The sequence below is a fragment of the Methylobacterium sp. Leaf89 genome (genome assembly GCF_001422215.1).
Classification (GTDB): Bacteria; Pseudomonadota; Alphaproteobacteria; order Rhizobiales; family Beijerinckiaceae; genus Methylobacterium.
Genome location: NZ_LMML01000029.1, coordinates 370702 through 392525, shown reverse-complemented (window position 1 = coordinate 392525; position 21824 = coordinate 370702). Strand labels below are relative to the sequence as shown.

General features: G+C 71.2%; 19 protein-coding genes. 10 read left to right on the top strand and 9 right to left on the bottom strand.

The genetic code is table 11. From position 1 onward, the window contains the following. Positions 1-4 precede the first annotated feature (4 nt). Both ASF18_RS17230 and bchF read right to left on the bottom strand, forming a co-directional pair. Positions 5-1282, bottom strand: a complete 1278-nt coding sequence (locus ASF18_RS17230; protein ID WP_056353350.1) for a ferredoxin:protochlorophyllide reductase (ATP-dependent) subunit N — start codon at positions 1280-1282, stop codon at positions 5-7. After that, positions 1279-1782, bottom strand: coding sequence for a 2-vinyl bacteriochlorophyllide hydratase (gene bchF, locus ASF18_RS17225; protein ID WP_056273211.1), 504 nt, complete (start codon positions 1780-1782; stop codon positions 1279-1281). The genes ASF18_RS17230 and bchF overlap by 4 nt, the downstream gene beginning before the upstream one ends. A 310-nt stretch (positions 1783-2092) precedes the next feature. Between bchF and ASF18_RS17220 the strand changes: the two genes are divergently transcribed. The 8 genes from ASF18_RS17220 (at position 2093) to ASF18_RS17185 (ending at position 10504) form a co-directional block, all read left to right on the top strand. Beyond that, entirely contained in the window at positions 2093-2977 is an 885-nt protein-coding gene (locus ASF18_RS17220; RefSeq protein ID WP_056219082.1) for a cobalamin B12-binding domain-containing protein, read from the top strand. Between the two features lie 71 nt (positions 2978-3048). Further along, positions 3049-4494, top strand: a complete 1446-nt coding sequence (ppsR, locus tag ASF18_RS17215; protein WP_056353347.1) for a transcriptional regulator PpsR — start codon at positions 3049-3051, stop codon at positions 4492-4494. A gap of 132 nt (positions 4495-4626) precedes the next feature. Then, a complete protein-coding gene (gene chlG / locus ASF18_RS17210; RefSeq protein ID WP_056219076.1) occupies positions 4627-5511 on the top strand; it encodes a chlorophyll synthase ChlG in 885 nt (294 codons plus the stop codon). Then, positions 5508-6869 (top strand): BCD family MFS transporter, encoded by a 1362-nt coding sequence (locus ASF18_RS17205; protein ID WP_056353343.1) that lies wholly within the window; start codon positions 5508-5510, stop codon positions 6867-6869. Before chlG ends, ASF18_RS17205 begins: the two co-directional genes overlap by 4 nt. Before the next feature lie 4 nt (positions 6870-6873). Continuing rightward, positions 6874-8070, top strand: a complete 1197-nt coding sequence (locus tag ASF18_RS17200) for a geranylgeranyl diphosphate reductase (protein WP_056353340.1) — start codon at positions 6874-6876, stop codon at positions 8068-8070. Positions 8071-8078: 8 nt separating this feature from the next. After that, positions 8079-8576 carry a TspO/MBR family protein gene (locus ASF18_RS17195; protein ID WP_056354493.1) on the top strand — a complete coding sequence of 166 codons (498 nt, stop codon included), beginning with the start codon at positions 8079-8081 and terminating at the stop codon, positions 8574-8576. 3 nt (positions 8577-8579) lie between these two features. Next, positions 8580-8888 carry a hypothetical protein gene (locus ASF18_RS17190; RefSeq protein ID WP_056353337.1) on the top strand — a complete coding sequence of 103 codons (309 nt, stop codon included), beginning with the start codon at positions 8580-8582 and terminating at the stop codon, positions 8886-8888. 35 nt (positions 8889-8923) lie between these two features. Further along, positions 8924-10504: a cytochrome c gene (locus ASF18_RS17185; protein ID WP_056353334.1), complete on the top strand. Its 1581-nt coding sequence runs from the start codon at positions 8924-8926 to the stop codon at positions 10502-10504. A 112-nt stretch (positions 10505-10616) separates the two neighbouring features. On the opposite strand, the gene map is transcribed toward ASF18_RS17185, so the two are convergent. Further along, positions 10617-11366 carry a type I methionyl aminopeptidase gene (map, locus tag ASF18_RS17180; protein ID WP_056353331.1) on the bottom strand — a complete coding sequence of 250 codons (750 nt, stop codon included), beginning with the start codon at positions 11364-11366 and terminating at the stop codon, positions 10617-10619. Positions 11367-11543: 177 nt separating this feature from the next. On the opposite strand from map, the gene hrpB reads away from it, so the two are divergent. Then, positions 11544-14048, top strand: coding sequence for an ATP-dependent helicase HrpB (gene hrpB, locus ASF18_RS17175; protein WP_056354490.1), 2505 nt, complete (start codon positions 11544-11546; stop codon positions 14046-14048). Further along, on the top strand, positions 14045-14488 hold the full coding sequence (locus ASF18_RS17170; RefSeq protein WP_056353330.1) for a DUF805 domain-containing protein: 444 nt from the start codon (positions 14045-14047) through the stop codon (positions 14486-14488). The genes hrpB and ASF18_RS17170 overlap by 4 nt, the downstream gene beginning before the upstream one ends. Before the next feature lie 5 nt (positions 14489-14493). On the opposite strand, the gene lpxB is transcribed toward ASF18_RS17170, so the two are convergent. The 6 genes from lpxB to bamA form a co-directional block, all read right to left on the bottom strand. Further along, positions 14494-15666: a lipid-A-disaccharide synthase gene (lpxB, locus tag ASF18_RS17165; RefSeq protein WP_056353324.1), complete on the bottom strand. Its 1173-nt coding sequence runs from the start codon at positions 15664-15666 to the stop codon at positions 14494-14496. Then, the gene (lpxI, locus tag ASF18_RS17160) at positions 15663-16577 is read right to left on the bottom strand and encodes a UDP-2,3-diacylglucosamine diphosphatase LpxI (RefSeq protein ID WP_082487668.1); all 915 of its coding nucleotides are present in this window, start codon (positions 16575-16577) and stop codon (positions 15663-15665) included. The genes lpxB and lpxI overlap by 4 nt, the downstream gene beginning before the upstream one ends. Then, positions 16574-17386, bottom strand: coding sequence for an acyl-ACP--UDP-N-acetylglucosamine O-acyltransferase (gene lpxA, locus ASF18_RS17155; protein WP_056353316.1), 813 nt, complete (start codon positions 17384-17386; stop codon positions 16574-16576). The genes lpxI and lpxA overlap by 4 nt, the downstream gene beginning before the upstream one ends. Then, positions 17383-17847, bottom strand: a complete 465-nt coding sequence (gene fabZ / locus ASF18_RS17150; RefSeq protein WP_056219047.1) for a 3-hydroxyacyl-ACP dehydratase FabZ — start codon at positions 17845-17847, stop codon at positions 17383-17385. Before fabZ ends, lpxA begins: the two co-directional genes overlap by 4 nt. A 172-nt stretch (positions 17848-18019) precedes the next feature. Beyond that, positions 18020-19078, bottom strand: a complete 1059-nt coding sequence (gene lpxD / locus ASF18_RS17145; RefSeq protein WP_056353313.1) for a UDP-3-O-(3-hydroxymyristoyl)glucosamine N-acyltransferase — start codon at positions 19076-19078, stop codon at positions 18020-18022. 45 nt (positions 19079-19123) lie between these two features. Then, the gene (gene bamA / locus ASF18_RS17140; RefSeq protein ID WP_056219042.1) at positions 19124-21712 is read right to left on the bottom strand and encodes an outer membrane protein assembly factor BamA; all 2589 of its coding nucleotides are present in this window, start codon (positions 21710-21712) and stop codon (positions 19124-19126) included. Positions 21713-21824 lie beyond the last annotated feature (112 nt).

Genomic DNA, 21824 nt, shown 5'->3' with positions numbered 1-21824 from the left:
CGCCTCAGACCTCCAGCCGGGCGCGGCGCTTCAGCGGGCGCGCAAACAGTTCGGCGAGGTCTCCGGCCTGGTCGTAGCCCTGGATCGGGGTGAACAGCAGCTCGATCGACCACTTGGTCGCCAGCCCTTCCGCCTCCAGCGGGTTGGCGAGGCCGAGGCCGCAGACCGTGAGGTCGGGCTTTTCCGACCGGCAGCGATCCATCTGCGCGTCGAGGTTCTGGCCCTCCACCACCTTCGTGCCGGCCGGCAGCAGCGCCAGTTCCGGCGCATGGTGCTGGCGATGGAGGTAGGGCGTGCCGACCTCGATCAGCGCCGCCCCCATCTCGCGCGACAGGAAACGGGCGAGCGGCAGTTCGAGCTGCGAATCGGGAAAGAAGAACACCCGCTTTCCGGCGAGGCGCTCCCGGTAGAGGTCGAGGGCGACGGCGGCGCGGGCTCGACCCGGGGCGGTGACGCGGGCGAATCGCTCGGCCGGGACGTCGAAGGTCTCCGCGGTGGCAGCGAGCCAGCCTGTCGTGCCCTCCGCCCCAAGGGGGAACGGCGCCGGGAGCCGCTTCGCACCCCGGGCCTCGAGGGCGCGGGCGGTCTCGGCCAGGAAGGGCTGGGCGAGGAGAAAGCGGGTGTTGGGCCCGACCGCCGGCAGCGCCCCGGCGCGGCGCGCGGGCAGGAAGGCCACGTCGGCGAGGCCGAGATCCGCGAAGAGGCGGGCGAACTGGTCCTCGACCACGTCGGCCAGGGCGCCGACCACCAGGAGCGCGGGCGCCCCGGTCTCCGCGGCGCGGGGCATCTCGGGGACGAGGGCGGCGAGGCAGGCATCCTCCCCTTGCGTGAAGGTGGTCTCGATGCCGCTGCCCGAGTAGCTCAGCACCCGCACGTCGGGGTGGAAGCTGCGGGACAGGCGCTGGGCCGCCCGCGACAGGTCGAGCTTGATCACCTCCGAGGGGCACGAGCCCACGAGGAACAGCAGGCGGATGTCGGGGCGGCGCTCGATCAGACGGGCGACCACCCGGTCGAGCTCCTCGTTGGCGTCGACGAGGCCGGCGAGGTCGCGCTCGTCGAGGATCGCGGTGGCGAAGCGCGGCTCGGCGAAGATCATCACCCCGGCGGCGGACTGGATGAGGTGGGCGCAGGTGCGCGAGCCGACCACGAGGAAGAAGGCGTCCTGGATCTTGCGGTGCAGCCAGACGATGCCGGTCAATCCGCAGAACACCGCGCGCTGGCCGCGCTCCTGGCGGATGTCGCAGCCCGTCTCCAGGGCGGGAAACAGCGCGTGGGCGTTCATCGCGCGGCCTCCGCGACGAGGCGGGACGGCCGCGTGTGGAGCCGGGCGGCGCGCAGCTTCAGCACGAATTGCGCGGCGTTGACCGCGTAGGAGGCGTAGGCGGCCAGGGCGAGGCCCATCAGGCCGGCGGTGTCGAGGGCGCCGGCGGCCAGCGCCACGAGGTAGGCGGTGTGCAGGGCCAGCACGAGCATGCTGACCATGTCCTCCCAGTAGAAGGCCGGGGCGAAGAGGTAGCGGCCGAAGACGGCCTTCTCCCAGATCGAGCCCGTGACCATGATCGCGTAGAGCACCAGGGTCTTCACCACCACGGACGCGTTGGCGGCGGTCGCGCCTTCACCTGTCCACAGGGTGCGCAGGACGAGGCCCAGACTCACGGCGAACACGAGGAATTGAAGGGGGGCCAGAACCCCCTGGACCAGGGTCCAGCGGGTGGCGTCGCGACGGGCGCGCTGATCGGCGTCGTAGAGAGGTCGTCTGGGCCTGTCCGCACTCCGGATCATGCTGTCCGCCCCCCTGTGGAGACCCCTTGCGACCAAGTCGCCGAGCCTCGTTGAAGGGGAGGTTAGGAAGGCGGTCCCGATGTGTCAAGCCAGCTTTACGTCAAAACGAAATGACAGATTGAATGCAAAATAGTTACAGGGTGCGTATTGATAAAGTCAGTTTCGGGCGTATCGTGCGGCTTCATTGCAGAGGCCGGCCAAGCTGGCCCTCCCCGGCGCCGGGGTACTGAGGCGCGTGCTCAGACGTCCCGGAATTCGACGCGCAAGATCGAACCGACAGTAAAGCCGTCAGCCACATTGGGAGGGACCAATGGATGATGTGAGTCAGTTCGGTGATCGCTTGCGCTACGAACCATCCAGCCGGGATGTCGCTGACCTGTGCGAATCCCGCATCAGCGCCCAGCTCGCAGTCTTCGGACAGGCGATCCGGCTGCAACGGGATCTGGCGCGCGTCGTCGAATCCGAGATCATTCCCCGCCTGATGCTGGCGCACCGGATCGAGCCAGCCCCGGAGCCGACGGACGTGCTGCCAAGCGAGGAGCAGATCGCGGCCTTCACGGCCCTCATGCTCGACCCGGCGGGCGACGACGTGGAGGGCCGGCTCGCGGAACTCCTGGCGACCGGCCTTGGGACCGACAGCCTCCTCCTCGATCTCCTCGCACCGACGGCCCGCCACCTCGGCACCCTGTGGGAGGAGGACCTCTGCGACTTCGTCGAGGTGACCCGCGCCATGGGGCGGCTGCAGCGAATCATGCGCGAGATCACGAGCCGCTTTCGCAGCGAGCCCGTGGCCCCCGCCGTGAACCGGAAGATCCTGCTGCTGCCCTGTCCGGGAGATTCCCACAGGTTTGGCCTCACCCTGGTGGAGCAGTTCTTTCGGGAAGCCGGCTGGTCGGTGACCTCGACGATCACGCAGCCGGAGACGGACAGCCTCCGCTGCATCCAGGAGGAGTGGTTCGACGTCGTGGGACTGTCCCTCGCCTCCGAGACCCTGCTTCCGACGATGACCGAGACCGTGGCGGCCTTGCGCCGGAATTCTCGGAACGAAGCGCTGCGGGTCCTCGTTGGGGGCCCGGCCTTCGCCGCCAATCCGGACAGCTTCCGGCGCGTCGGGGCCGACGCGAGCGCCGGCGACGCCCGCACGGCCCTGTCCGTTGCCGAATGCTTGCTTGATCTGCCGGTCAGACCCTGCTGAAAGACAGTTTCGATCGACACAGCCTCCCTCCCTGATCCGACCTGCCCGACCACATCCCGACGTGGTGATCCGTGACCAGCCTGGCGCTTCCTGCCGCGAGCCATGCGCTCGCGGCGCTTCAAAAGTCACTCGGCCCTCTCGACGCGCAGGCGGCGGGATTGCTGGTGGCTGCCGCGACGGACCTGTCCCTGGTCATCGACGGTGACGGCGTCGTCCGGGAAGCGACGTTCGGCAGCGCCGATCTCGCGGACGAGGGCTGCGAAACCTGGCTGGGTCGGCCGTGGGTCGACACGGTCACGGTGGAGAGTCGCCCGAAGATCGCCGCGCTCCTCAAGGATGCCGCGCCCGGCGCCGTCACGCGCTGGCGCCAAGTGAACCACGTCTCGCCCACCGGCACCGACCTGCCCGTGCGCTACGCCGCCATGCGGTTGGCCAAGGACGGCCAGATCCTCGTCCTCGGGCGGAACCTGCGTGCCATGGCCTCGCTGCAGCGGACCCTGGCCGAGACGCAGCAGGCGCTGGAGCGCGACTACCTGCGCATGCGCGGCGCCGAGACCCGGTACCGCCTGCTGTTCCAGCTCGGCTCCGAGCCCGTCCTCGTGGTCGATGCAGCGACCCGCCGGGTGACCGAGGTGAATCCCGCCGCCTCCCGGCTGATCGGGCGGGCCGAGAAGCGCATCGTCGGCCAGGATGCGGTCGACCTGTTCGACGGCTCCTGTGTCCGCGACCTCGAATCGCTCTTCGCCGGCCTGCGGATGACCGGGCAGGCGGCCGACCTGGAGGCAAGGCTCGGGCATGGGCGCGGCGTCGTGCGCGTCGCCGCCTCGCTGTTCCGCCAGGAGAACGCCACCAGCATCCTGCTGCGGCTGGCCTCCCCCGAACCCCTGGAGACGAGCGCGGCCCGTACGGGCGCCGGGGCCCTCGACGTCCTGCGCAATCTGCCCGAAGGCTTCGTGGTCACCGACCCCGCCCGCCGGGTGCTCACCGCGAATCCCGCCTTCCTGGACCTGGTGCAGCTCGCCACGGAGGAGCAGGTTCGCGGTCAGCCCCTCGACAGCTGGATCGGGCGGGAGGAATCGGAGGCCGCCGCCCTGTTCGCGACGCTGTCGCAGCATGGCTCCGTCCGCCACTTCCCCACGCAGGTCCGCGGGGCTTACGGCAGCGTCGAGGATGTCGAGATCGCCGCCGTCTCGGTCCCCGGCGGCAGCCAGCCCTGCATCGGCTTCACCCTCCGTGCGACGCCCCGGCGCGCCGCGGCCGTGGCCGGCGGGCGCGAGCTGCCCCGCTCCGTCGAGCAGATGACGGAGCTCGTCGGGCGCGTCTCGATGAAGAACCTCGTGCGCGAATCCACCGATCTGATCGAGCGCCTGTGCATCGAGGCCGCTCTGCGCATCACCCGCGACAACCGGGCCTCGGCCGCCGAGATGCTGGGTCTGAGCCGCCAGGGCCTCTACGCCAAGATGCACCGTTACGGCATCGGCGATCTCGAAGGCCGCGACGCCCCCGACGAAGCCTGACCTGCGGCGGAGAACCGGTCGTCACGAACGTCTGACCGGGCGACCGGATGCGGCGTCGCCGGGGCCCGGCCTCACGACAATATTGTAAATCAAACTTGACACTCAGGTATGTAAAACTCTAGCGTCGTCGGTATGGCAACGCCTGCACCCAGCGCCCTCATCGAGCTTCTGAAGCCGATCACATGGTTCGCGCCGATGTGGGCATTCACCTGCGGTGTGGTCTCCTCCGGCGCCTCGCCCACCGGGCAATGGCCGGTGATCGCCGCGGGGGTGATCCTGGCCGGCCCCCTCGTCTGCGCCACTTCGCAGGCGGTGAACGACTGGTACGATCGCCACGTCGACGCCATCAACGAGCCGCAGCGGCCGATCCCCTCGGGTCGGATGCCCGGGCGCTGGGGTCTCTACGTCGCCGCGGGCTGGACCGTCCTGTCCCTCGTCGTGGCCGCCGCCCTCGGTCCCTGGATTCTCGGCGCCGCCCTGTTCGGCCTCGTGCTGGCCTGGATCTACAGCGCCCCGCCCCTGCGCCTGAAGCGCAACGGCTGGTGGGGCAATTCGGCGGTGGCGATCTGCTACGAAGGGTTGCCCTGGTTCACCGGAGCGGCGGTGATGGCCGCGTCGGTGCCGGACCACCGGGTCCTGCTGGTCGCCCTGCTCTACTCGGTCGGTGCCCACGGCATCATGACCCTCAACGACTTCAAGTCGGTGGAGGGCGACGGCCGGACCGGCATCCGCTCCCTGCCCGTTCAGCTCGGAACGCTCGGGGCTGCCCGTCTCGCCTGCCTCGTCATGGCCGTCCCCCAGGTAGCCGTCATCCTCGGTCTGTTCGCCTGGGACCGGCCCTGGCACGGAACGGTCATCGGCCTCCTGCTGCTCGGTCAGTTCATCCTGATGCGCCGCCTCCTGGCCGCACCCCGCGAGCGGGCCGCCTGGTACAACGGCACCGGCACCACCCTCTACGTGCTCGGCATGCTGGTGGCGGCCTTCGCCCTCCGGCCCCTGGTCCAGGGAGGTCCATGATGCCGAACCCGACCTTCGGCTGGATCGCCATCGTCCGGCTCGGCCTCGTGCAGACGGCCCTCGGCGCCGTCGTGGTCCTGATGACCTCGACCATCAACCGCGTGATGGTGGTGGAACTCGCCCTGCCGGCCATCGTGCCGGGCGGCCTCATCGCCCTGCACTACGCCGTCCAGGTCCTGCGCCCGCGCTGGGGCTACGGCTCGGATCGCACCGGCCGGCGCACGCCCTGGATCGTGGGCGGCATGGCGGCCCTGGCCCTCGGCGGCTTCGGCGCGGCCGTGGCCACCGCCCTCGCCGAGACGCACCAGGCCGCGGGCCTCGCCCTGGCGGTGGCGTCGTTCCTGACGGTCGGCATGGGCGCGGGCGCCGCCGGAACCTCGCTCCTCGTGCTCCTCGCCACCGGCGTCGACGCCCGCCGCCGCGGGGCCGCCGCCACCGTCGTCTGGGTCATGATGATCGCGGGCTTCGCCATCACGGCGCCGCTGGCCGGGCACTTCCTCGATCCCTTCTCGGGCGACCGCTTGATCGCCGTGTCCGGCACGGTCTCGCTCCTCGCCTTCGCGATGGCGGTCCTGGCGCTGCGCGGCGTCGAGCCGGCAAAAGGGTCGTCCGGCAGCACCGAAACGGCGGAGAAGCGTCCGTTCCGCGAGGTGCTGGCGCGGGTGTGGGCCGAGCCGGAATCCCGGCGCTTCACGATCTTCATCTTCATGGCGATGCTGGCCTACAGCGCGCAGGAACTCATCCTCGAACCCTTCGCCGGCCTCGTCTTCGCGATGACGCCCGGGGTGACCACCAAGCTCGCGGGCCTGCAGCACGGCGGCGTGCTCGCCGGCATGCTGACCGTGGCGGGCCTCACCATGGGCCTCGGCGGTCCGGTGCTCGGGTCCCTGAAGGTCTGGACCACGCTGGGCTGCCTCGGCTCGGCCCTCGCCCTCCTGGGCATCGCGGCGGGTGGCCTGGCGGGCGCCGACTTCCCCTTGCGGGTGCCGGTCTTCGCCCTCGGCCTGTTCAACGGCATCTTCGCCGTAGCGGCCATCGGCTCGATGATGGCGCTGGCCGGGGCCGGCGGCGAGGCCGAGCGCGGCACGCGGATGGGCGTCTGGGGCGCGGCCCAGGGCGTGGCCTTCGGAGCCGGCGGATTCCTCGGCACCGTCGCAGTGGACCTGGCCCGCCTCGTCACGCCGCGCGTGGTCGACGCCTATGCCAGCGTGTTCGCCGCCGAGGCGCTGCTCTTCGTTCTCGCCGCCGCCCTGGCCCTGCGCATCGCCCATGCTCCCAGGACCCAAGCCCCAGCAACCCAGGTGCCGCGGGGCCGGCGTCAGCAGCTGTCGTTCGAGACATCGCTATCCACGAGGTGAGATCATGGCGGCCGATCGGGACACCGACCTCGAAACCTACGATGTGGTGGTTGTGGGCGGTGGCCCGGCCGGGGCCACCGCGGCCACCGACCTCGCCCGCAGCGGGCGGCGCGTGCTGCTCCTCGACAAGCCCGGACGGATCAAGCCCTGTGGCGGCGCCATCCCGCCGCGCCTGATCCGCGATTTCGCCATCCCCGACCATCTCCTTGTCGCGCGAATCTGCTCGGCCCGGATGGTCTCACCCCGGGACAAGCGCGTGGACATGCCGATCGGCGACGGCTTCGTCGGCATGGTCGACCGGGCCGACTTCGATCCCTGGCTGCGGGAGCGGGCCGCCGCCGCGGGCGCGGTGCTCCGGCCCGCCACCTTCCGGCACATCGAGCGCGACGCGGAGGGGGTCGCCGTGCACTATCTCCAGGACGGCTTTCCCCGCGCCGCCCGGGCGCGCCTCGTCATCGGGGCCGACGGGGCGAGTTCGGCGGTGGGCCGCGCCGAGATCCCCGGCCACGCCGCCATGCGGCAGGTCTTCGCCTATCACGAGATCGTCCGCCTGCCCGAGGGGGATGCGCACGACGTCGAGGCCACGCGCTGCGACGTCTATTACCAGGGTAAGCTCTCGCCGGACTTCTACGCCTGGGTGTTCCCGCACGGCGACACGGTGAGCATCGGCACCGGGAGTGCCCGCAAGGGCTTCTCCCTGCGGGGCGCCATCCGGGCCCTGCGCGCCTCCACCGGCCTCGAGGCGGGCGAGACCGTCCGCCGCGAGGGCGCCCCCCTGCCCCTGAAGCCCCTGCGCCGCTGGGACAACGGCCGCGACGTCCTCCTCACCGGGGACGCCGCCGGCATCGTCGCGCCGGCCTCCGGCGAGGGCATCTACTACGCCATGCTCGGCGGACGCCTCGCCGCCGAGGCGGGCCAAGCCTTCCTCGCCACGGGGCAGGCTCGGGCCCTCGCGGGCGCGCGCCGCAACTTCATGCGGCTGCACGGACGCGTCTTCCTGATCCTGCGGATCATGCAGGCGGTCTGGTATCGCAACGACGGCCTGCGCGAGCGCTTCGTGTCGATCTGCCGGGATCGCGACGTGCAGCAGCTGACCTGGGAATCCTACATGAACAAGGAGCTGGTCCGGGCCAAGCCCGCGGCCCATGCGCGAATCTTCTTCAAGGATCTCGCGCACCTGTTCCGCTGGGTCTCGCCGTGAATCCCGCCATGGCTCTCGACGGGGCGAGCGGCTGGGCGCCGGCCGGAATCGCCGCCATCTTGGCGATCCTGGTGGCGCTGGCGGGTGGCCTCCTGACCACGACCGGGCCCTGGTACCAGGCCCTCAGGCGCCCCGCGTGGAAGCCGCCGGACTGGGCCTTCGGCCCGGTCTGGACCACGATCTTCACGCTGACGGCGATCTCGGCGGTGCTCGCCTGGAACGCCGATGCGAGCCCGGCGGCCCGGGCGGCCCTGGTGGCCGCCTACGCCGTCAACGCCGTGCTGAACATCGCCTGGAGCGGCCTGTTCTTCCGCCTGCGGCGGCCGGACTGGGCCTTCGTCGAGGTGCTGTTCCTGTGGCTGTCGATCGCGGTGCTGATCATCGTCACAGGGCGCGTGCACGGGATGGCCGCCCTTCTCCTGCTGCCCTACCTCCTCTGGGTCGGGATCGCCGCCTGCCTGAACCGGGCGATCGTCCGCCTCAACGGTCCGTTTCGGAGCGCGTGAGCGATGGAGGCCTTTCTCGCCAGCGGTCACCTCGTGGACGCCATCCTGCTCCTCGTGGCCATCGAGGCGTTGGGGCTGATCCTGTGGAGCCGTCGGGCGCAGGGCGTCTGGCCGCTCGCGCTCCTGTGCAATCTGGCCGCCGGCGCGGCCCTGATGCTGGCGCTGCGCGGCGCCCTGACCGGTGCCGGCTGGCCCGTGATTGCCGGATGCCTCGCCGGGGCCGGGCTGGCGCACCTCACCGAGATGGCGCTGCGCCTCGGCCTCCTCGCCCCGCCCGTCCGCCTTCGCGATCCCCACGACACGCCCATCTGACCACCCCCCAGACCCCACAGTTCCGGAGAGACGCCATGGACTACCGCCGCACCGCTCTCCGTCTGGGGACCGGCCTCGTCGTGGGATTGGCCGCCCCGGGCGTCTCGATCCATGGCGCCTCGGCCCAGGATGCCGAGCTGATCAAGCGCGGCGAGTACCTGGCGACCGCCGGAGACTGCGTCGCCTGCCACACGGCACCGGACGGGAAGCCCTTCGCCGGCAACTACGTGCTCAACACGCCGATTGGGAAGATCCGTACGCCGAACCTGACCCCGGACCCGGAGACCGGCCTCGGCCGGTGGAGCGCGGACGACTTCTACCGCGCCTTCCACGAGGGCATCACCAAGGACGGCTCCTACCTCTACCCGGCCTTTCCCTTCGCCTGGTACACGAAGGTCACCCGCGCCGATTCCGATGCGATCTTCGCCTATCTGAAGTCGCTGCCGGCGGTGCATGAGCCGCGCAAGCCCTCCGAGATTCCCTTCCCCTTCAACATCCGCACGGCGCTCATCACCTGGCGCACCGCCTTCTTCACGGCCGGCGAATTCCAGCCGGACCCGCAGGCGAGCGCCGAGGTCAACCGCGGCGGCTACCTCGTCGAGGGGCTCGGGCATTGCGGCATGTGTCACAACGCCAACAAGATCGTCGGCAACAGCGGCTTGGCCGGCAAGCTCGGCGGCGGCGTCATCGACGGCTGGTACGCCCCCAACATCACCCCCGACGACCATACCGGCATCGGTGGCTGGAGCGACGACCAGGTCGTGACCTACCTGAAGACCGGCGCCGCCCCAGGGAACCAGCCAGGCGTCGCGGCGGGCCCGATGCGCCAGACCATCCAGGAATCCCTGTCGAAGATGACCGATGCGGACCTGAAGGCGATGGTGGCCTACCTGCGCACGCAGAAGGCCAAGGAGAGCTACAAGGTCAAGGACATCCAGGCCTTCAACCAAGCCGACGCCCCCGGTGCGGCGACCTATCTCAGCTACTGCTCCTCCTGCCACAAGCCGGACGGGAAGGGCGTCGAGGGGGCGATCCCGGCGCTCGCCGGCAACACCTCGGTGCAGGCGCAAGGCCCCGAGACGGTGATCCGCGTCATCCTCGGCGGCCTCTCGGCCCAGAACGGCTACGCGCCGATGCCCGCCATCGGCGCGGGCATGACCGACCAGGAGGTGGCCGACGTCACCGACTACGTCCGCAATGCCTGGGGCAATGCCGCCCCGGTGATCAGCGAGCGCGGCGTCGTCGCCACGGCGCGCAAGGCGACCGAGACGATGCTGGCCGGCACCGCGCCCTGCGCGGAGATCGCCCAGCCGGAGATCGCCAAGGCGGTGGCCGAGTCGGGGGCCGCCCAGAGCCTCGCGGGCCTCGACCCCGAGAACTTCATCCCGATCCTCAACGCGCTCTTGCCGAAGATCAAGGCCGCCGTCCCGGACGCCAAGGGCGACGACATCGTCAACGGGCTGACGACGGCCTTCTGCAAGGCCGGACGGAACGACACGCGCTACGACAAGGCCGGATGGCACGCGGTGATCGGCAGCTTCGCCAGCGTGACCTATGCCCAGCTCAAGAATCCCGAGCTGAAGGCCTCGACCATGGGTTCGACGCCCACGCCCTGACGGGATCGCCTTGAACGGGGCCGGTCGCGAAGACGGTGGATCCTGCGCCGCGGATCCTGCTGCGACGGGTCGCCCGGCACGGGCTCCGCTTCTGCGCCGGTGGTGCGCCTCCCTAGCTCGCCATGGTGACGACGAGCGGGCCGTTGCGGGTGGCGACGACCGTGTGCTCGTACTGGACCGTGGGCGCCTGCGGCCGGCTGTAGAGGGTCCAGGGATCGTCCCCGTCCTCGGCGAATTCGGCCCCGAGGGAGAGGAACGGTTCGACGGTGAAGACCAGGCCCTCCGTCGCGACCCGGCGCTCGGAGGCGTCGGGCCAGGTGGCGATCTCGGTGGGCTCCTCGTGGAGGGAGTGGCCGACCCCGTGGCTCGCTAGGTTGCGCACCAGCGTGTAGCCGTTCCGGCGCGCAAAGGCGCCGACCGCCTGGCCGATGGCGGCGATCGGCTTGCCGGTGCCGACCTGGCGCAGGCCGGTCCACATCGCCCGGCGGCCATCCTTGCACAGCCGCTCCACTGCGCGGGTCACGGGCGGCACGGGGAACGAGGCGCCGGTATCGGCGAAGTAGCCGTCCTTCGCCGCGGAGACGTCGATGTTGACGAGGTCGCCCGGAGCGATCCGGCGGTCCCCCGGGATGCCGTGGGCGACCTCTTCGTTGACGCTGATGCAGGTGGCCCCGGGAAAGCCGTAGGCCAATTCCGGCGCCGGCTGGGCGCCGGCCGCCTCCAGGAGCTGGCGTCCGATCCGGTCCAGCTCCGCCGTCGTCATCCCGGGCTCGATGGCCTTCCCCATCGCGTCCAGCGTCTGGGCAACGATGCGCCCGATCCGCTTCAGCGCCGCCAAGTCGTCGTCGCTCGATACCGTCATGTCGCTGTCCCTCGGGGCCGCCCGAATGGCCGGCCGCGCGCATCGCCGCTCGTCGCGGCATTCCCATAGCGGATCGTCGGCCCCGGGACGACCGGGGGTTCGGCATGGCGGCCATCAGCCTTCATCGGGCGATGCCCCGGCTTGCGGATCGCGCCGGATCGCGTCACCAGCACCGCGATGGCTCAGACGCTTCCCGCCACCGCCGTATCGGACCTGCCGATCGAGGACGCCCTCCCGGCCCTGCGCGACGCCCTCGCCGGAGGGCCGGCCGCGGTGCTGGTGGCACCGCCCGGCGCGGGCAAGACCACCCGGGTGCCGCTGGCCCTCCTCGACGCGCCCTGGCTGCGGCCCACCGACAAGATCATCCTGCTGGAGCCGCGCCGCCTCGCCGCCCGGGGGGCCGCCGAGCGCATGGCCGCTACGCTGGGCGAGCGCGTCGGCGACACGGTCGGCCTGCGGGTCCGCCTCGGCTCGAAGATCTCCGGCCGTACCCGGATCGAGGTCGTCACCGAGGGCGTCTTCACCCGCATGATCCTCGACGACCCGGAACTCACGGGCATCGGCGCCGTCCTGTTCGACGAGTTCCACGAGCGCTCCCTCGACGCGGATCTCGGCCTCGCCCTGGCCCTCGACGCGCAGGGCGCCCTGCGCGAGGACCTGCGGATCCTCGTCATGTCGGCGACCCTCGACGGCGCCCGGGTCTCCGGGCTGCTCGGCGCGGCGCCGGTGATCGCATCGGAGGGGCGCGCCTACCCGGTGGAGACGCGGTACTGGGATCGCGACCCGAACCGTCGGATCGAGGAGGTCATGGCCGAGGCCATCCTGCGGGCCCTGCGTGCCGATCCGGGCTCGGTCCTGGCCTTCCTGCCGGGCCAGGGCGAGATCCGCCGGGTCGCGACCTTGCTGGGCGACAAGGTCGACGCCGTCACCGAGATCGCGCCGCTCTACGGGGCGCTGACGCCCGCCGAGCAGGACCGCGCCGTGGCGCCCGCGCCCCCGGGCCGGCGCAAGGTGGTGCTCGCGACCAGCATCGCCGAGACCTCGCTGACCATCCAGGGCGTGCGCATCGTCGTCGATTCCGGACTGTCGCGCGTCCCCATCTACGAGCCCGGCCTGGGGCTGACCCGCCTTGTCACCGCGCGCGCCTCCCGGGCCTCCGTGGACCAGCGCCGGGGTCGCGCCGGCCGCACCGAGCCCGGCATCTGCCACCGCCTCTGGGCGGAGGCCGCCACCAACGCCCTCGAGCCCTTCACCCGCCCGGAGATCCTCGCCGCCGACCTCTCGGGCCTGGTGCTCGACTGCGCCGCCTGGGGCGTTTCCGATCCCGCATCCCTCGCCTTCCTCGACCCACCGCCCGCGCCCGCCCTGACCGAGGCGCGGGCGATGCTGCGCGACCTCGGAGCGATCGAGGGCGAAGGGCGGCTCACGGAGACCGGCCGGGCCCTGCGTGCCCTGCCCCTGCCGCCGCGCCTCGCCCGCATGGTCGTCGGCGCGGCCGGATACGGCACGGCCCGCGCGGCGGCGGATCTCGCGGCGGTGCTGGTCGAGCGCGGCCTCGGCGGGGACGACACCGACGTGACCCATCGAGCCGAGCGCTACGGCCGCGACCGCGCCCAGCGGGCCGCGGACATGCGCCGCCTCGCCCAGGGCTGGGCCCGACAGGCGGAGGGCTTCGCCGGCAAACTGATCAGCGCACCGGCCGGCCTCGACATGGGCGAGGCCGGACCGCTCCTCGCCCTGGCCTATCCCGACCGCGTCGCTCGCGCCCGCGGCCGTGACGGCGAGTTCGTGATGGCCAATGGCCGGGCCGGGCGCGTCGATGCGGCCTCCGCCCTGGCCCGCGCACCCTTCCTCGTCGTCGCCGAGCTCACCGGCAGCGCCGCCCAGGGGCGCATCCTGTCGGCGGCCCCGATCACCCTGGAGGCGATCGAGGCGTTGTTCGGACCGGCGATCGAGGCGGCGACGCAGATCGCCTTCGATCGGAGCGCCCGCGCCCTGCGGGCCCGCTCCCTGCGGCGCCTCGGCGCGCTCACCCTGGGGGAGCGCACCCTGCCCGTCCCGGCCGACCTCGCCTCGGCGGAGATCCTAGCGCGGGGCGTCGGCGAGATCGGTCTCCAGGCCCTGCCGTGGACGCCCGCGCTGACGCAGTGGCGCGCCCGCCTGCAGTTCCTGCGCACGGCCGATCCCGAGACCTGGCCCGACCTGTCCGACGCCCACCTCGTGTCCACGATCGAGGCCTGGCTGGCGCCCGAGATCGTCGGGCGCACCAGCCTCGATGCGATCGGTGCCGACGACCTGGCGCGCGCCCTCCAGGCGCTCCTGCCCTGGTCCCTGCGCGCCCGGCTCGACGCGGAAGCCCCGACACACGTCGAGGTACCCACCGGCTCACGCATCGCCCTCGACTACGAGGCCGAGGGCGGGCCGGTGCTCGCCGTCCGGGTGCAGGAGCTGTTCGGGCTCGAACGCCATCCGAGCATCGCCGGGGGACGCATCCCCCTGGTGCTGCACCTGCTCTCGCCGGCCTCGCGGCCGATCCAGATCACCCGCGACCTGCCGGGCTTCTGGCGCGGGTCGTGGAGCGCCGTGCGGGCGGAGATGCGCGGACGCTATCCCCGCCATCCCTGGCCCGAGGACCCGGTCGCCGAGCCGCCGACCCGGCGGGTGAAGCCGAGGGGCACGTGAGCGAACGCCTCCACTCCCCCCTCGCCCTCTACGATCCGCGCGGGCGGCTCGCGGTCTCCGCCTACCGGTACCTGCTGATCCGCGCGCTGCTCCTCGGCTCCGGGCTGCTCTGCCTCGGTATCTGGCTCGCGAGCCTCGGCCTGCGCTGGGTCGGGTTCCTCGCGGTCGCCGGGATCCTGCCGGTGATGGGGGCGACGGCGATCCAGACGGTCCGGCGCCTGCACGACCGGAACCGCGGCGGCGGCTGGCTCGGCCTGTATGTCCTGGCGGAAACCGTCGGCGTCCTGCCCCTGGAGCGGGCCGTCGACACCCATCCCCTCCCCGTCATCGCCCTCGTGGCGGCGATGCTCGGCGTCTTCGTCTGGTTCTTCGTCGAGACGGTGTTCCGGGCGGGGAGCCCCGGGACCAACCGGTACGGTCCGGTCCCCGCAGCGCCTTGAGCGGGTCAGGCCGCGCGCCGGGCGGCCAGGACGATGCGGGCGGCGCTCCGGCTCGGGGGCTCGTCGTCGGGCAGGCGCATCAGGCTGTCGATGCGGGCGAGCGCATCGACCTGCGCCTCCCGCGCCGGCTCACCCGCGAGGAGCGGCGCCACCGCCTCGGCGAGGCGCGGGGCCGTGCACTCGGCCTGGATGAATTCCGGCATGGCATTCCGCCCGAGGATCAGGTTCGGCAGCACGATCGTGGGCACCTGGATGAGGCGGCGGGCCACCGCCTCCTCGATACGCGAGACCTTGTAGGCGACCACCATCGGCACGCCGGCCAAGGCCAGTTCCAGGGTGACGGTGCCCGAGGCCGCCAGGGCCGCCCGGGCCCGGCGGAAGGTGGCGTGCTTGGCCGCCTCGCCGTGTACGAGGGTGACCGGGCTGTCCCACGACAGCGCGAGGCGCTCGATCAGGGCCCTGTGCCGGGTCACCGCCGGCAGCACCGCCTCGATCGGGCCGAAGCGCGCCGTGAGCCGCGCCAGGGTGGCGCCGAAGACCGGCATCAGTCGCTCGATCTCCGAGCGGCGCGAGCCTGGCAGGATCGCCAGGACCGGTCGCCCCGTCATCCGGGCCTCGGCCTCGACGGGGTCCGGCCGCAGCTCGCCGAGCCGCTCGATCAGCGGGTGGCCGACATAGGTGCAGGCGGGGCCGTTGAGGCGCCGGTGCGCCTCCGGCTCGAATGGTAGGAGGGCCAGGACGTGGTCGATGAAGGGGCGCATCTTTGCCGCCCGCCACGGACGCCAGGCCCAGACGCTCGGGGAGACGTAGTCGACGATGGGCAGGTCCGGCATCCGCTTGCGCACCCGCGAAGCGACCGCGTGGGTGAAGCCGGGGCTGTCGATGATGACGAGGACGTCCGGCCGGGCCTCGACGACGTCGCGGACGGTCTGGCGGATACGGCGCAGCAGGGTGCGCAGCCGGGCGGCCACCGGCAGGTAGCCCATCACCGCCACGTCATCGATGGGAAACAGCGAGGCGAAGCCTTCCGCCGCCATGGCCTCGCCGCCGACGCCGCCGAAGCGGATCGGCCGGTCGGACAGCTCGCGCAGGCCGCGCATCAGCTTGGCCCCGAGCTGATCCCCGGAATCCTCGCCGGCCACCAGCCAGATCGTCCGCTCACTGTGCGGTGCGCTCATGATCCCGATCCCGTTCCAGCCTCCGGGCCGCCCGCGTCGGCGCCGAGGCCGAGGAGAAAGAGGCCCGCCCGGTCCGCGGCCGCGATCGTGGCCGGACGGTCGATGATCAGGGTGAAGGCCGCCTGGATGGCGAGGCCGGCGCAGCCCGCCGCCGCCGCGTTCGCCACCGTGCGGGGGCCGATCGCCGGCAGGTCGACGCGCAGGTCCTGACCGATCTTGGCGCATTTCACCAGCACGGTGCCGGGCTGCGCGCTGCCGTAGCCGAAGGGGCGGCGTCCGAGCATCCGGGCACGGGCCAGCATCCGGTCGGTCCCCTCCGGACCCTCGACGGCCAGGGCCCGCTGCCCGACGACGACGGAGGCCTGGCCGACATCGAAATCCGACAGGGCCGCCAGTAGGGCGCGGCCGGTGACGATGGACTCCCGCGCCGCGGCATCGGGCGCGTGCCGGCCGAGCAGGCCCTCGGGCGTGAGAAGATCCGGGGCGACCTCGTGGACGCCGACCACCCCGTGGCCGTGCTCTTCCAGGAGCGCCAGGGCGCCGCGCAGGAGGCGGTCGTCGCCCCCGCCGGAGATGGCCTTGAGGGCGTCGCGGTTGCGCAGGGCCGCGGCGGCGTTGAGGATCGCGGCCGGGTTCGGCCGGGACACGCCGCCGGCCGGCACCACGGCGACCGGCCCCCAGGCCTTGAGGATCGCCAGGATGCCGGCGATGTCGAGGAGGTCGACGGTGGCGTCCGCACGGGCGCGCATCGCCCGCTCGGCGAAGCCCCGGATGGCCAGGACGCGGAACGGCCGTCCGGCCCGGTCGAGGGAGGTGGCTACGAGTTCCGGCAGGCGGCCGGCGCCGGCCACCAGGACCAGCGCCGCCGGTGCGGACGCGATGCGCGCCGCCGGCACCGGGTTCGCGCTCAAGCGGCGCCCGGCGTCTCGCGCGGGGTGCAGAGCGAACGCTTGCCACCGGCGCGGATGAAGGCGACGATCTCGGCCACGGCGCGGTGGGTCTCGAACTCGGCGGCGACGTCCTCGAGCCGCTCCATCAGCGTGCCCTCGTTGGCGAAGAGCAGCCGATAGGCACGCCGCAGGGTGTGGATGTCCTCCCGGGCGAAGCCACGCCGCTGAAGGCCGATGATGTTGAGGCCCGACAGGTAGGCCCGGTTGCCCAGGGCCATCCCGTAGGGGATGCAGTCGTTCTCCAGTCCCGACAGGCCGCCGACGAAAGCGTGGGCCCCGACGCGCGCGAACTGGATCACGGCGGCACCGCCGCCGAGGATGGCGTAGTCGCCGACGCTGCAATGGCCGGCGAGCATGACGTTGTTCGAGAACACGACGCCGTCGCCGACCCGGCAATCGTGCCCGACATGCGAATTGGCGAGGAAGGTGCAGTGATCGCCGACCGTGGTCTCGAGCCCGCCCCCGGCCGTGCCGGGATTCATGGTCACGCCCTCGCGGATCAGGCAATCGGCGCCGATCGTGAGGGTCGAGGCCTCGCCCTTGAACTTCAGGTCCTGCGGCGGATGGCCGATGGAGGCGAAGGGATAGAGCCGGGTCCGGGGGCCGATCGTGGTCTGGCCGGCCACCACGACGTGGCTGACCAGCTCGCAGCCCGCCCCGAGGGTCACGGCCGGGCCGACATGGCAGAACGGACCGATCCGGACGCCCTCGCCCAGGGTCGCGCCGTCCTCGACCACCGCGCTCGGATGGATCTCCGCGGCGGCGCTCACTCCGTCACCAGCATCGCGCCGATCTCGGCCTCGGCGACGAGGACGCCGTCGACCCGCGCCTCGCCTCGGAACCACCACATGGTCCGCCGGTGGTTCGTCTTGGTCATGTGGTAGCGGACGGTGTCGCCGGGCACGACGGGCTTGCGGAACTTGCACTTGTCGATGGTCATGAAGAACACCTGCTTGGTGCGCAGCTCGTCGCTCATGATGTGGCGGCAGCAGATGGCGCCCGCGGTCTGGGCCATGCCCTCGATCAGCAGGACGCCGGGAAACACCGGCAGGCCGGGGAAATGCCCGGTGAATTGCGGCTCGTTGATCGTGACGTTCTTGATCCCGACGCAGCTCCGGTCGCCGTCGATCTCGACGATCCGGTCGATCATCAGGAAGGGATAGCGGTGCGGCAGGAGTTCCAGAACCGTCTGGATGTCAGCCGAGCCGAGTTCACGCGGCATGTCGCTCATCGATTGCAATACCCTGCTGCGCGTCGGCGCCTCCGCCGCCCGCCTTTTTCCCGTGTGTCGCCAGACCTGGAGGATGCGCCTTCATTCGGCAGAAGCCCGGCGGATGCAAGCCCTCGGCGACGAATGCGGCGGCAACATGCCGTCTCCGCGCCCGGATGGACGCGGCCGCGCCTCAGGCCTTCGGCTCGTCTCCGCCGGTGGACCGCTCGGCCAGGCGCGCCAGCGTGGTCAATTCGCGGAACCAGGCCCTCACGGGCTTGGCCGGGGTCCCGCCCCATCGGCTGCCCGGGGGGACGTCGCGGTTCACGTTCGACGACCCCGCGATCTGGGAGCCCATGCCGATCCGCAGGTGGCCGACGACGCCGACCTGACCACCCAGGACGACGTAGTCCTCGAGGGTGGTGGAGCCGGAGATCCCGACTCCCGAAACGATCACGCAGTGGCGTCCGACGACGACGTTGTGGGCGATCTGCACGAGGTTATCGATCTTGGTGCCCTCACCGATGATGGTGTCGCGGCTGGCGCCACGATCGATCGTGGTGTTGGCGCCGATCTCGACATCGTCCTGAACGATGACCCGGCCGATCTGGGGCACCTTCAGGTGCCCGCCGGGGCCCATGGCGAAGCCGAAACCGTCCTGCCCGAGGCGGGCGCCCGGATGGATGATGACCCGGTTGCCCAGGAGGGCGTGGGTCAGGGTGGCCCCGGCCCCGATCGCGCAGTCGCGCCCGATCCGGACGCGGGGGCCGATGCTGGCATTCGGCCCGATGACGGTGCCGGAGCCGATCTCGGCACCGGGGCCGACGACGGCCCCCGGATCGACCCGCACGCCGGGTTCGAGGCGGGCCTCGGGATGGATGTGCGCGCCCGGGGCGACGCCGGTGGAGCCGAAGAGCGAGGCGGGCCGCATCGCCTCCGGATGAAGCCGGGCCAGCAGGCCGGCGTAGATCCGGTAGGGATCCCGCAGGACGAGGGCCACGGTCTCGGCTGGGACGCGCGGGGCGAACCGGGGCGACACGAGGCAGAGCCCCGCCCGGGTCGCCGCGAGGGCGTCGCCGTAGCGGGCATTGTCCATGTAGGCGACGTCGGCCGGCGTGGCGGATTCCAGCGGCGCGGCGCCGGTGATCACGCCGTCGGGGTTCGCCCCCTCGGGAAGCGAAACGCCAGCAGCCTCGGCGATGGCGCCGAGGCTGAGGGTGGTGGTCGCGGAGAAGAAGATCGGATCTGACATGCCGTCACAACGCGCTGCCTCCCCGAAAGGAGGCAGCGCTCCGGGTCAGAACCGCGAGCCGCCGGAGAACCGGAAGGCCTGGAGCTGATCCTTGCCGACGCGGCCGAGGTAGTTGCCGGTCGCATCGTAGGCCTTAACACCTTCATCCTTCGAGAGGGCGTAGGCGTAGTCGAAGCGGATCGGACCCAGCGGAGAGTTCCAGAGGATCGATGCGCCGACCGAGGAGCGGATCGTCATCTTGTCGCGCACGTTCACGCATTCGGGTTCGACGCCGATGGTGTTCTGGTTGAAGTTACAGGCGCCGCCCGGAGCGATACCGTTGATGAAGGCATCGCCGTTCACGTTGAACTGCGTCCGGCCGTTATAGCCGAACAGCGTACCGGCATCGGCGAACACCGCGCCCTTCAGGCCGAGATCGCGCGGCACGCCGGGAAGCGGGAACTGAACTTCGACCGTACCGCCGAAGTAAGTCGAGCCGCCGATGGCGTTCGAGCGGCTGTCGCTGATGCCGACGTCGCGCGGGCCGATGCCGTTGGGCGCGAAGCCGCGGACCAGCGACGGTCCGAGGAAGAACTGGTCGGTGATGCGCAGGGGCTGGTCGTTCAGCGCCGTGATGTGACCGCCCTGGAAGCGGACGAAGCCGACCACGTCCTCGTAGAGCTCCTTGTAGTACCGGGCGTCGCCGGTCACGCGGAAGAACTTCGAGTCGCCGCCCAGGCCCGCGACGTCGGGCTTCAACTCGGCGTAGAGACCGTTGCGGGGCGAGCCCAGGTTGTCGAGGGTCGAGTAGGCCAGCGTCAGGCCGGCGAGCGAGGTCAGCGTGCTGCCCTGCGAACCCTTAAGCGCGATCGAGGCCTCGCCGTCGAGGGCACAGTTCGGATAGATCGCCTGACCACCGACGTTTCGCACCGGGTCACCCGGGTTCAGACCCGGAAGCGTCGCGTTCGCGGCGTAGGTCGCGGTGTAGCCAGAGATCGGGTTCGAACAGTCGTTGTACGGCCGCTTGACCGTGTTCGGGACCTTCAGCTCGGTGTTGTAGAGCGAGTAGCGCAGCGTGATGCCGAACTCTTCGGTGATCGGCAGGCCGACGCGGAGCTGGCCGCCATAGACCGTGGTCTCGTAGCGCGAGTAGCGGGTCTGGTCGCTGTACTTGTAGAAGGCGTCGAAGCCGGCGGCGAGGCGGTAGCCGAGGAAGTACGGCTCGGTGAACGAGAAGTCGAAGCCGCGTGAGTACTGGCCACCGGTACCGGCCACGCGGACGTACTGGCCGCGTCCGAGGAAGTTCGACTCCGAGATCGAGACCTCGCCGATGATGCCGTCCTGGGTGGAGTAGCCGCCCGCCACCGAGAACGAGCCCGTGGGCTGATCCTCGACGTCGATGTTGATGATCACGCGGTCGGCCGAGGAGCCCGGCTCGTTGGAGAAGCGCACCTTCTTGAAGAAGCCGAGGCCGTTCAGGCGCCGCTCGGCCCTGTCGGTCAGCACCCGGTTGTAGGCATCGCCCTCGGTGATATCGAGCTCGCGCCGGATGACGTAGTCGCGGGTGCGGGTGTTGCCGCGGATGTTGATGCGCTCGACGTAGACGCGCGGACCGTCCTCGACCACGAAGCCCAGGGCCACGGTGTGGGTGGCGCGGTCGCGCTGGCCGGTGGGACGTACCTGAGCGAAGGGGTATCCCTGGCGCCCGACCTGGTTGGTCACGCCGTTGAGGGTCCGCTCCACGTCCTCTGCGTTGTAGACGTCGCCGACCTGGGCGCGGATCTCGCCGTCGAGGGTCTGGGTGTCGAGGCCCGGCAGGCGGGAATCGATCGCCACCGCGCCGACGCGGTACTGCTCGCCCTCATCGACGGTGACGGTGACGACCCAGCCGGCATCGCCCTCGCCCTCGACGTAGCGGGCATCGGCATTGACGACGCGGAAGTCGGCGTAGCCGTTCTTCAGGTAGTAGCGCCGGACGATGTCGAGGTCGTTGGTGATGCGATCCGGGTCGTAGACGTCGGACGTCTTGATGAAGCTGAGGAAGTTCATCTCCGAGGAGGACATCAGCTCGCGCAGCTTGGACGACGAGTAGGCGCTGTTGCCCACGAAGTTGATCGCCTTGATGCCGGTCTTGTCGCCTTCCTCGATCACGTAGATCACGTCGAGGCGGCCGTTCGGCAGGTCCACCGTCCGGTAGGTCACCTTCGCCGTCCCGCGGCCCGCGCGGCGGTAGACTTCCTTGATGCGCTGGATGTCGGCCTGGACCACGGCCTCGCTGAAGGCGCCGCGCGCCTTGGCCTCGACCTCGCCCTCGAGGGTGGCCTTCTCGATCTTCTTGTTGCCCTCGAACACCACCCGATTGATCAGGTTGTTCTCGCGGACGCTGACGACGGTGCTGGCGCCGCTGCGGGAGACCTTCACGTCCGAGAACATGCCGCTCGCCAGCAGGTTGCGGCGGGCTTCCTCGGGCGAGCCGGAGGCGGTGCCGGTCACGTAGGACCGGATGGTGTCGGCATCGACACGCTTGTTACCCTGGACGACGATCTGCTGCGCCTGAGCGGTTCCACCGAGAACAAGGCCAGCGGCCGCCGCGGCGACTAGGACGATGGTCTGTTCCGCCGACTTACGCCGGCGCTTCCCCGTCATCGACATCATGTAATCGCCCGTCTCTTTATATCTTCAGCGCGAGTTTGCACCCGCAATCAGGCGTCCGTTTTCCGGGCGTCCTGACATCTGGTCCCAAGCTCAGCTTCTATCGGGATTCCGG

Bases quoted from the DNA above. Each gene is read 5' to 3' on its own strand.
- ASF18_RS17230 (WP_056353350.1), bottom strand. From the start codon at position 1,282: ATGAACGCCCACGCGCTGTTTCCCGCCCTGGAGACGGGCTGCGACATC.
- bchF (WP_056273211.1), bottom strand. From the start codon at position 1,782: ATGATCCGGAGTGCGGACAGGCCCAGACGACCTCTCTACGACGCCGAT.
- ASF18_RS17220 (WP_056219082.1), top strand. From the start codon at position 2,093: ATGGATGATGTGAGTCAGTTCGGTGATCGCTTGCGCTACGAACCATCC.
- chlG (WP_056219076.1), top strand. From the start codon at position 4,627: ATGGCAACGCCTGCACCCAGCGCCCTCATCGAGCTTCTGAAGCCGATC.
- ASF18_RS17205 (WP_056353343.1), top strand. From the start codon at position 5,508: ATGATGCCGAACCCGACCTTCGGCTGGATCGCCATCGTCCGGCTCGGC.
- ASF18_RS17200 (WP_056353340.1), top strand. From the start codon at position 6,874: ATGGCGGCCGATCGGGACACCGACCTCGAAACCTACGATGTGGTGGTT.
- ASF18_RS17195 (WP_056354493.1), top strand. From the start codon at position 8,079: ATGGCTCTCGACGGGGCGAGCGGCTGGGCGCCGGCCGGAATCGCCGCC.
- ASF18_RS17190 (WP_056353337.1), top strand. From the start codon at position 8,580: ATGGAGGCCTTTCTCGCCAGCGGTCACCTCGTGGACGCCATCCTGCTC.
- ASF18_RS17185 (WP_056353334.1), top strand. From the start codon at position 8,924: ATGGACTACCGCCGCACCGCTCTCCGTCTGGGGACCGGCCTCGTCGTG.
- map (WP_056353331.1), bottom strand. From the start codon at position 11,366: ATGACGGTATCGAGCGACGACGACTTGGCGGCGCTGAAGCGGATCGGG.
- hrpB (WP_056354490.1), top strand. From the start codon at position 11,544: ATGGCTCAGACGCTTCCCGCCACCGCCGTATCGGACCTGCCGATCGAG.
- lpxB (WP_056353324.1), bottom strand. From the start codon at position 15,666: ATGAGCGCACCGCACAGTGAGCGGACGATCTGGCTGGTGGCCGGCGAG.
- fabZ (WP_056219047.1), bottom strand. From the start codon at position 17,847: ATGAGCGACATGCCGCGTGAACTCGGCTCGGCTGACATCCAGACGGTT.
- lpxD (WP_056353313.1), bottom strand. From the start codon at position 19,078: ATGTCAGATCCGATCTTCTTCTCCGCGACCACCACCCTCAGCCTCGGC.
- bamA (WP_056219042.1), bottom strand. From the start codon at position 21,712: ATGATGTCGATGACGGGGAAGCGCCGGCGTAAGTCGGCGGAACAGACC.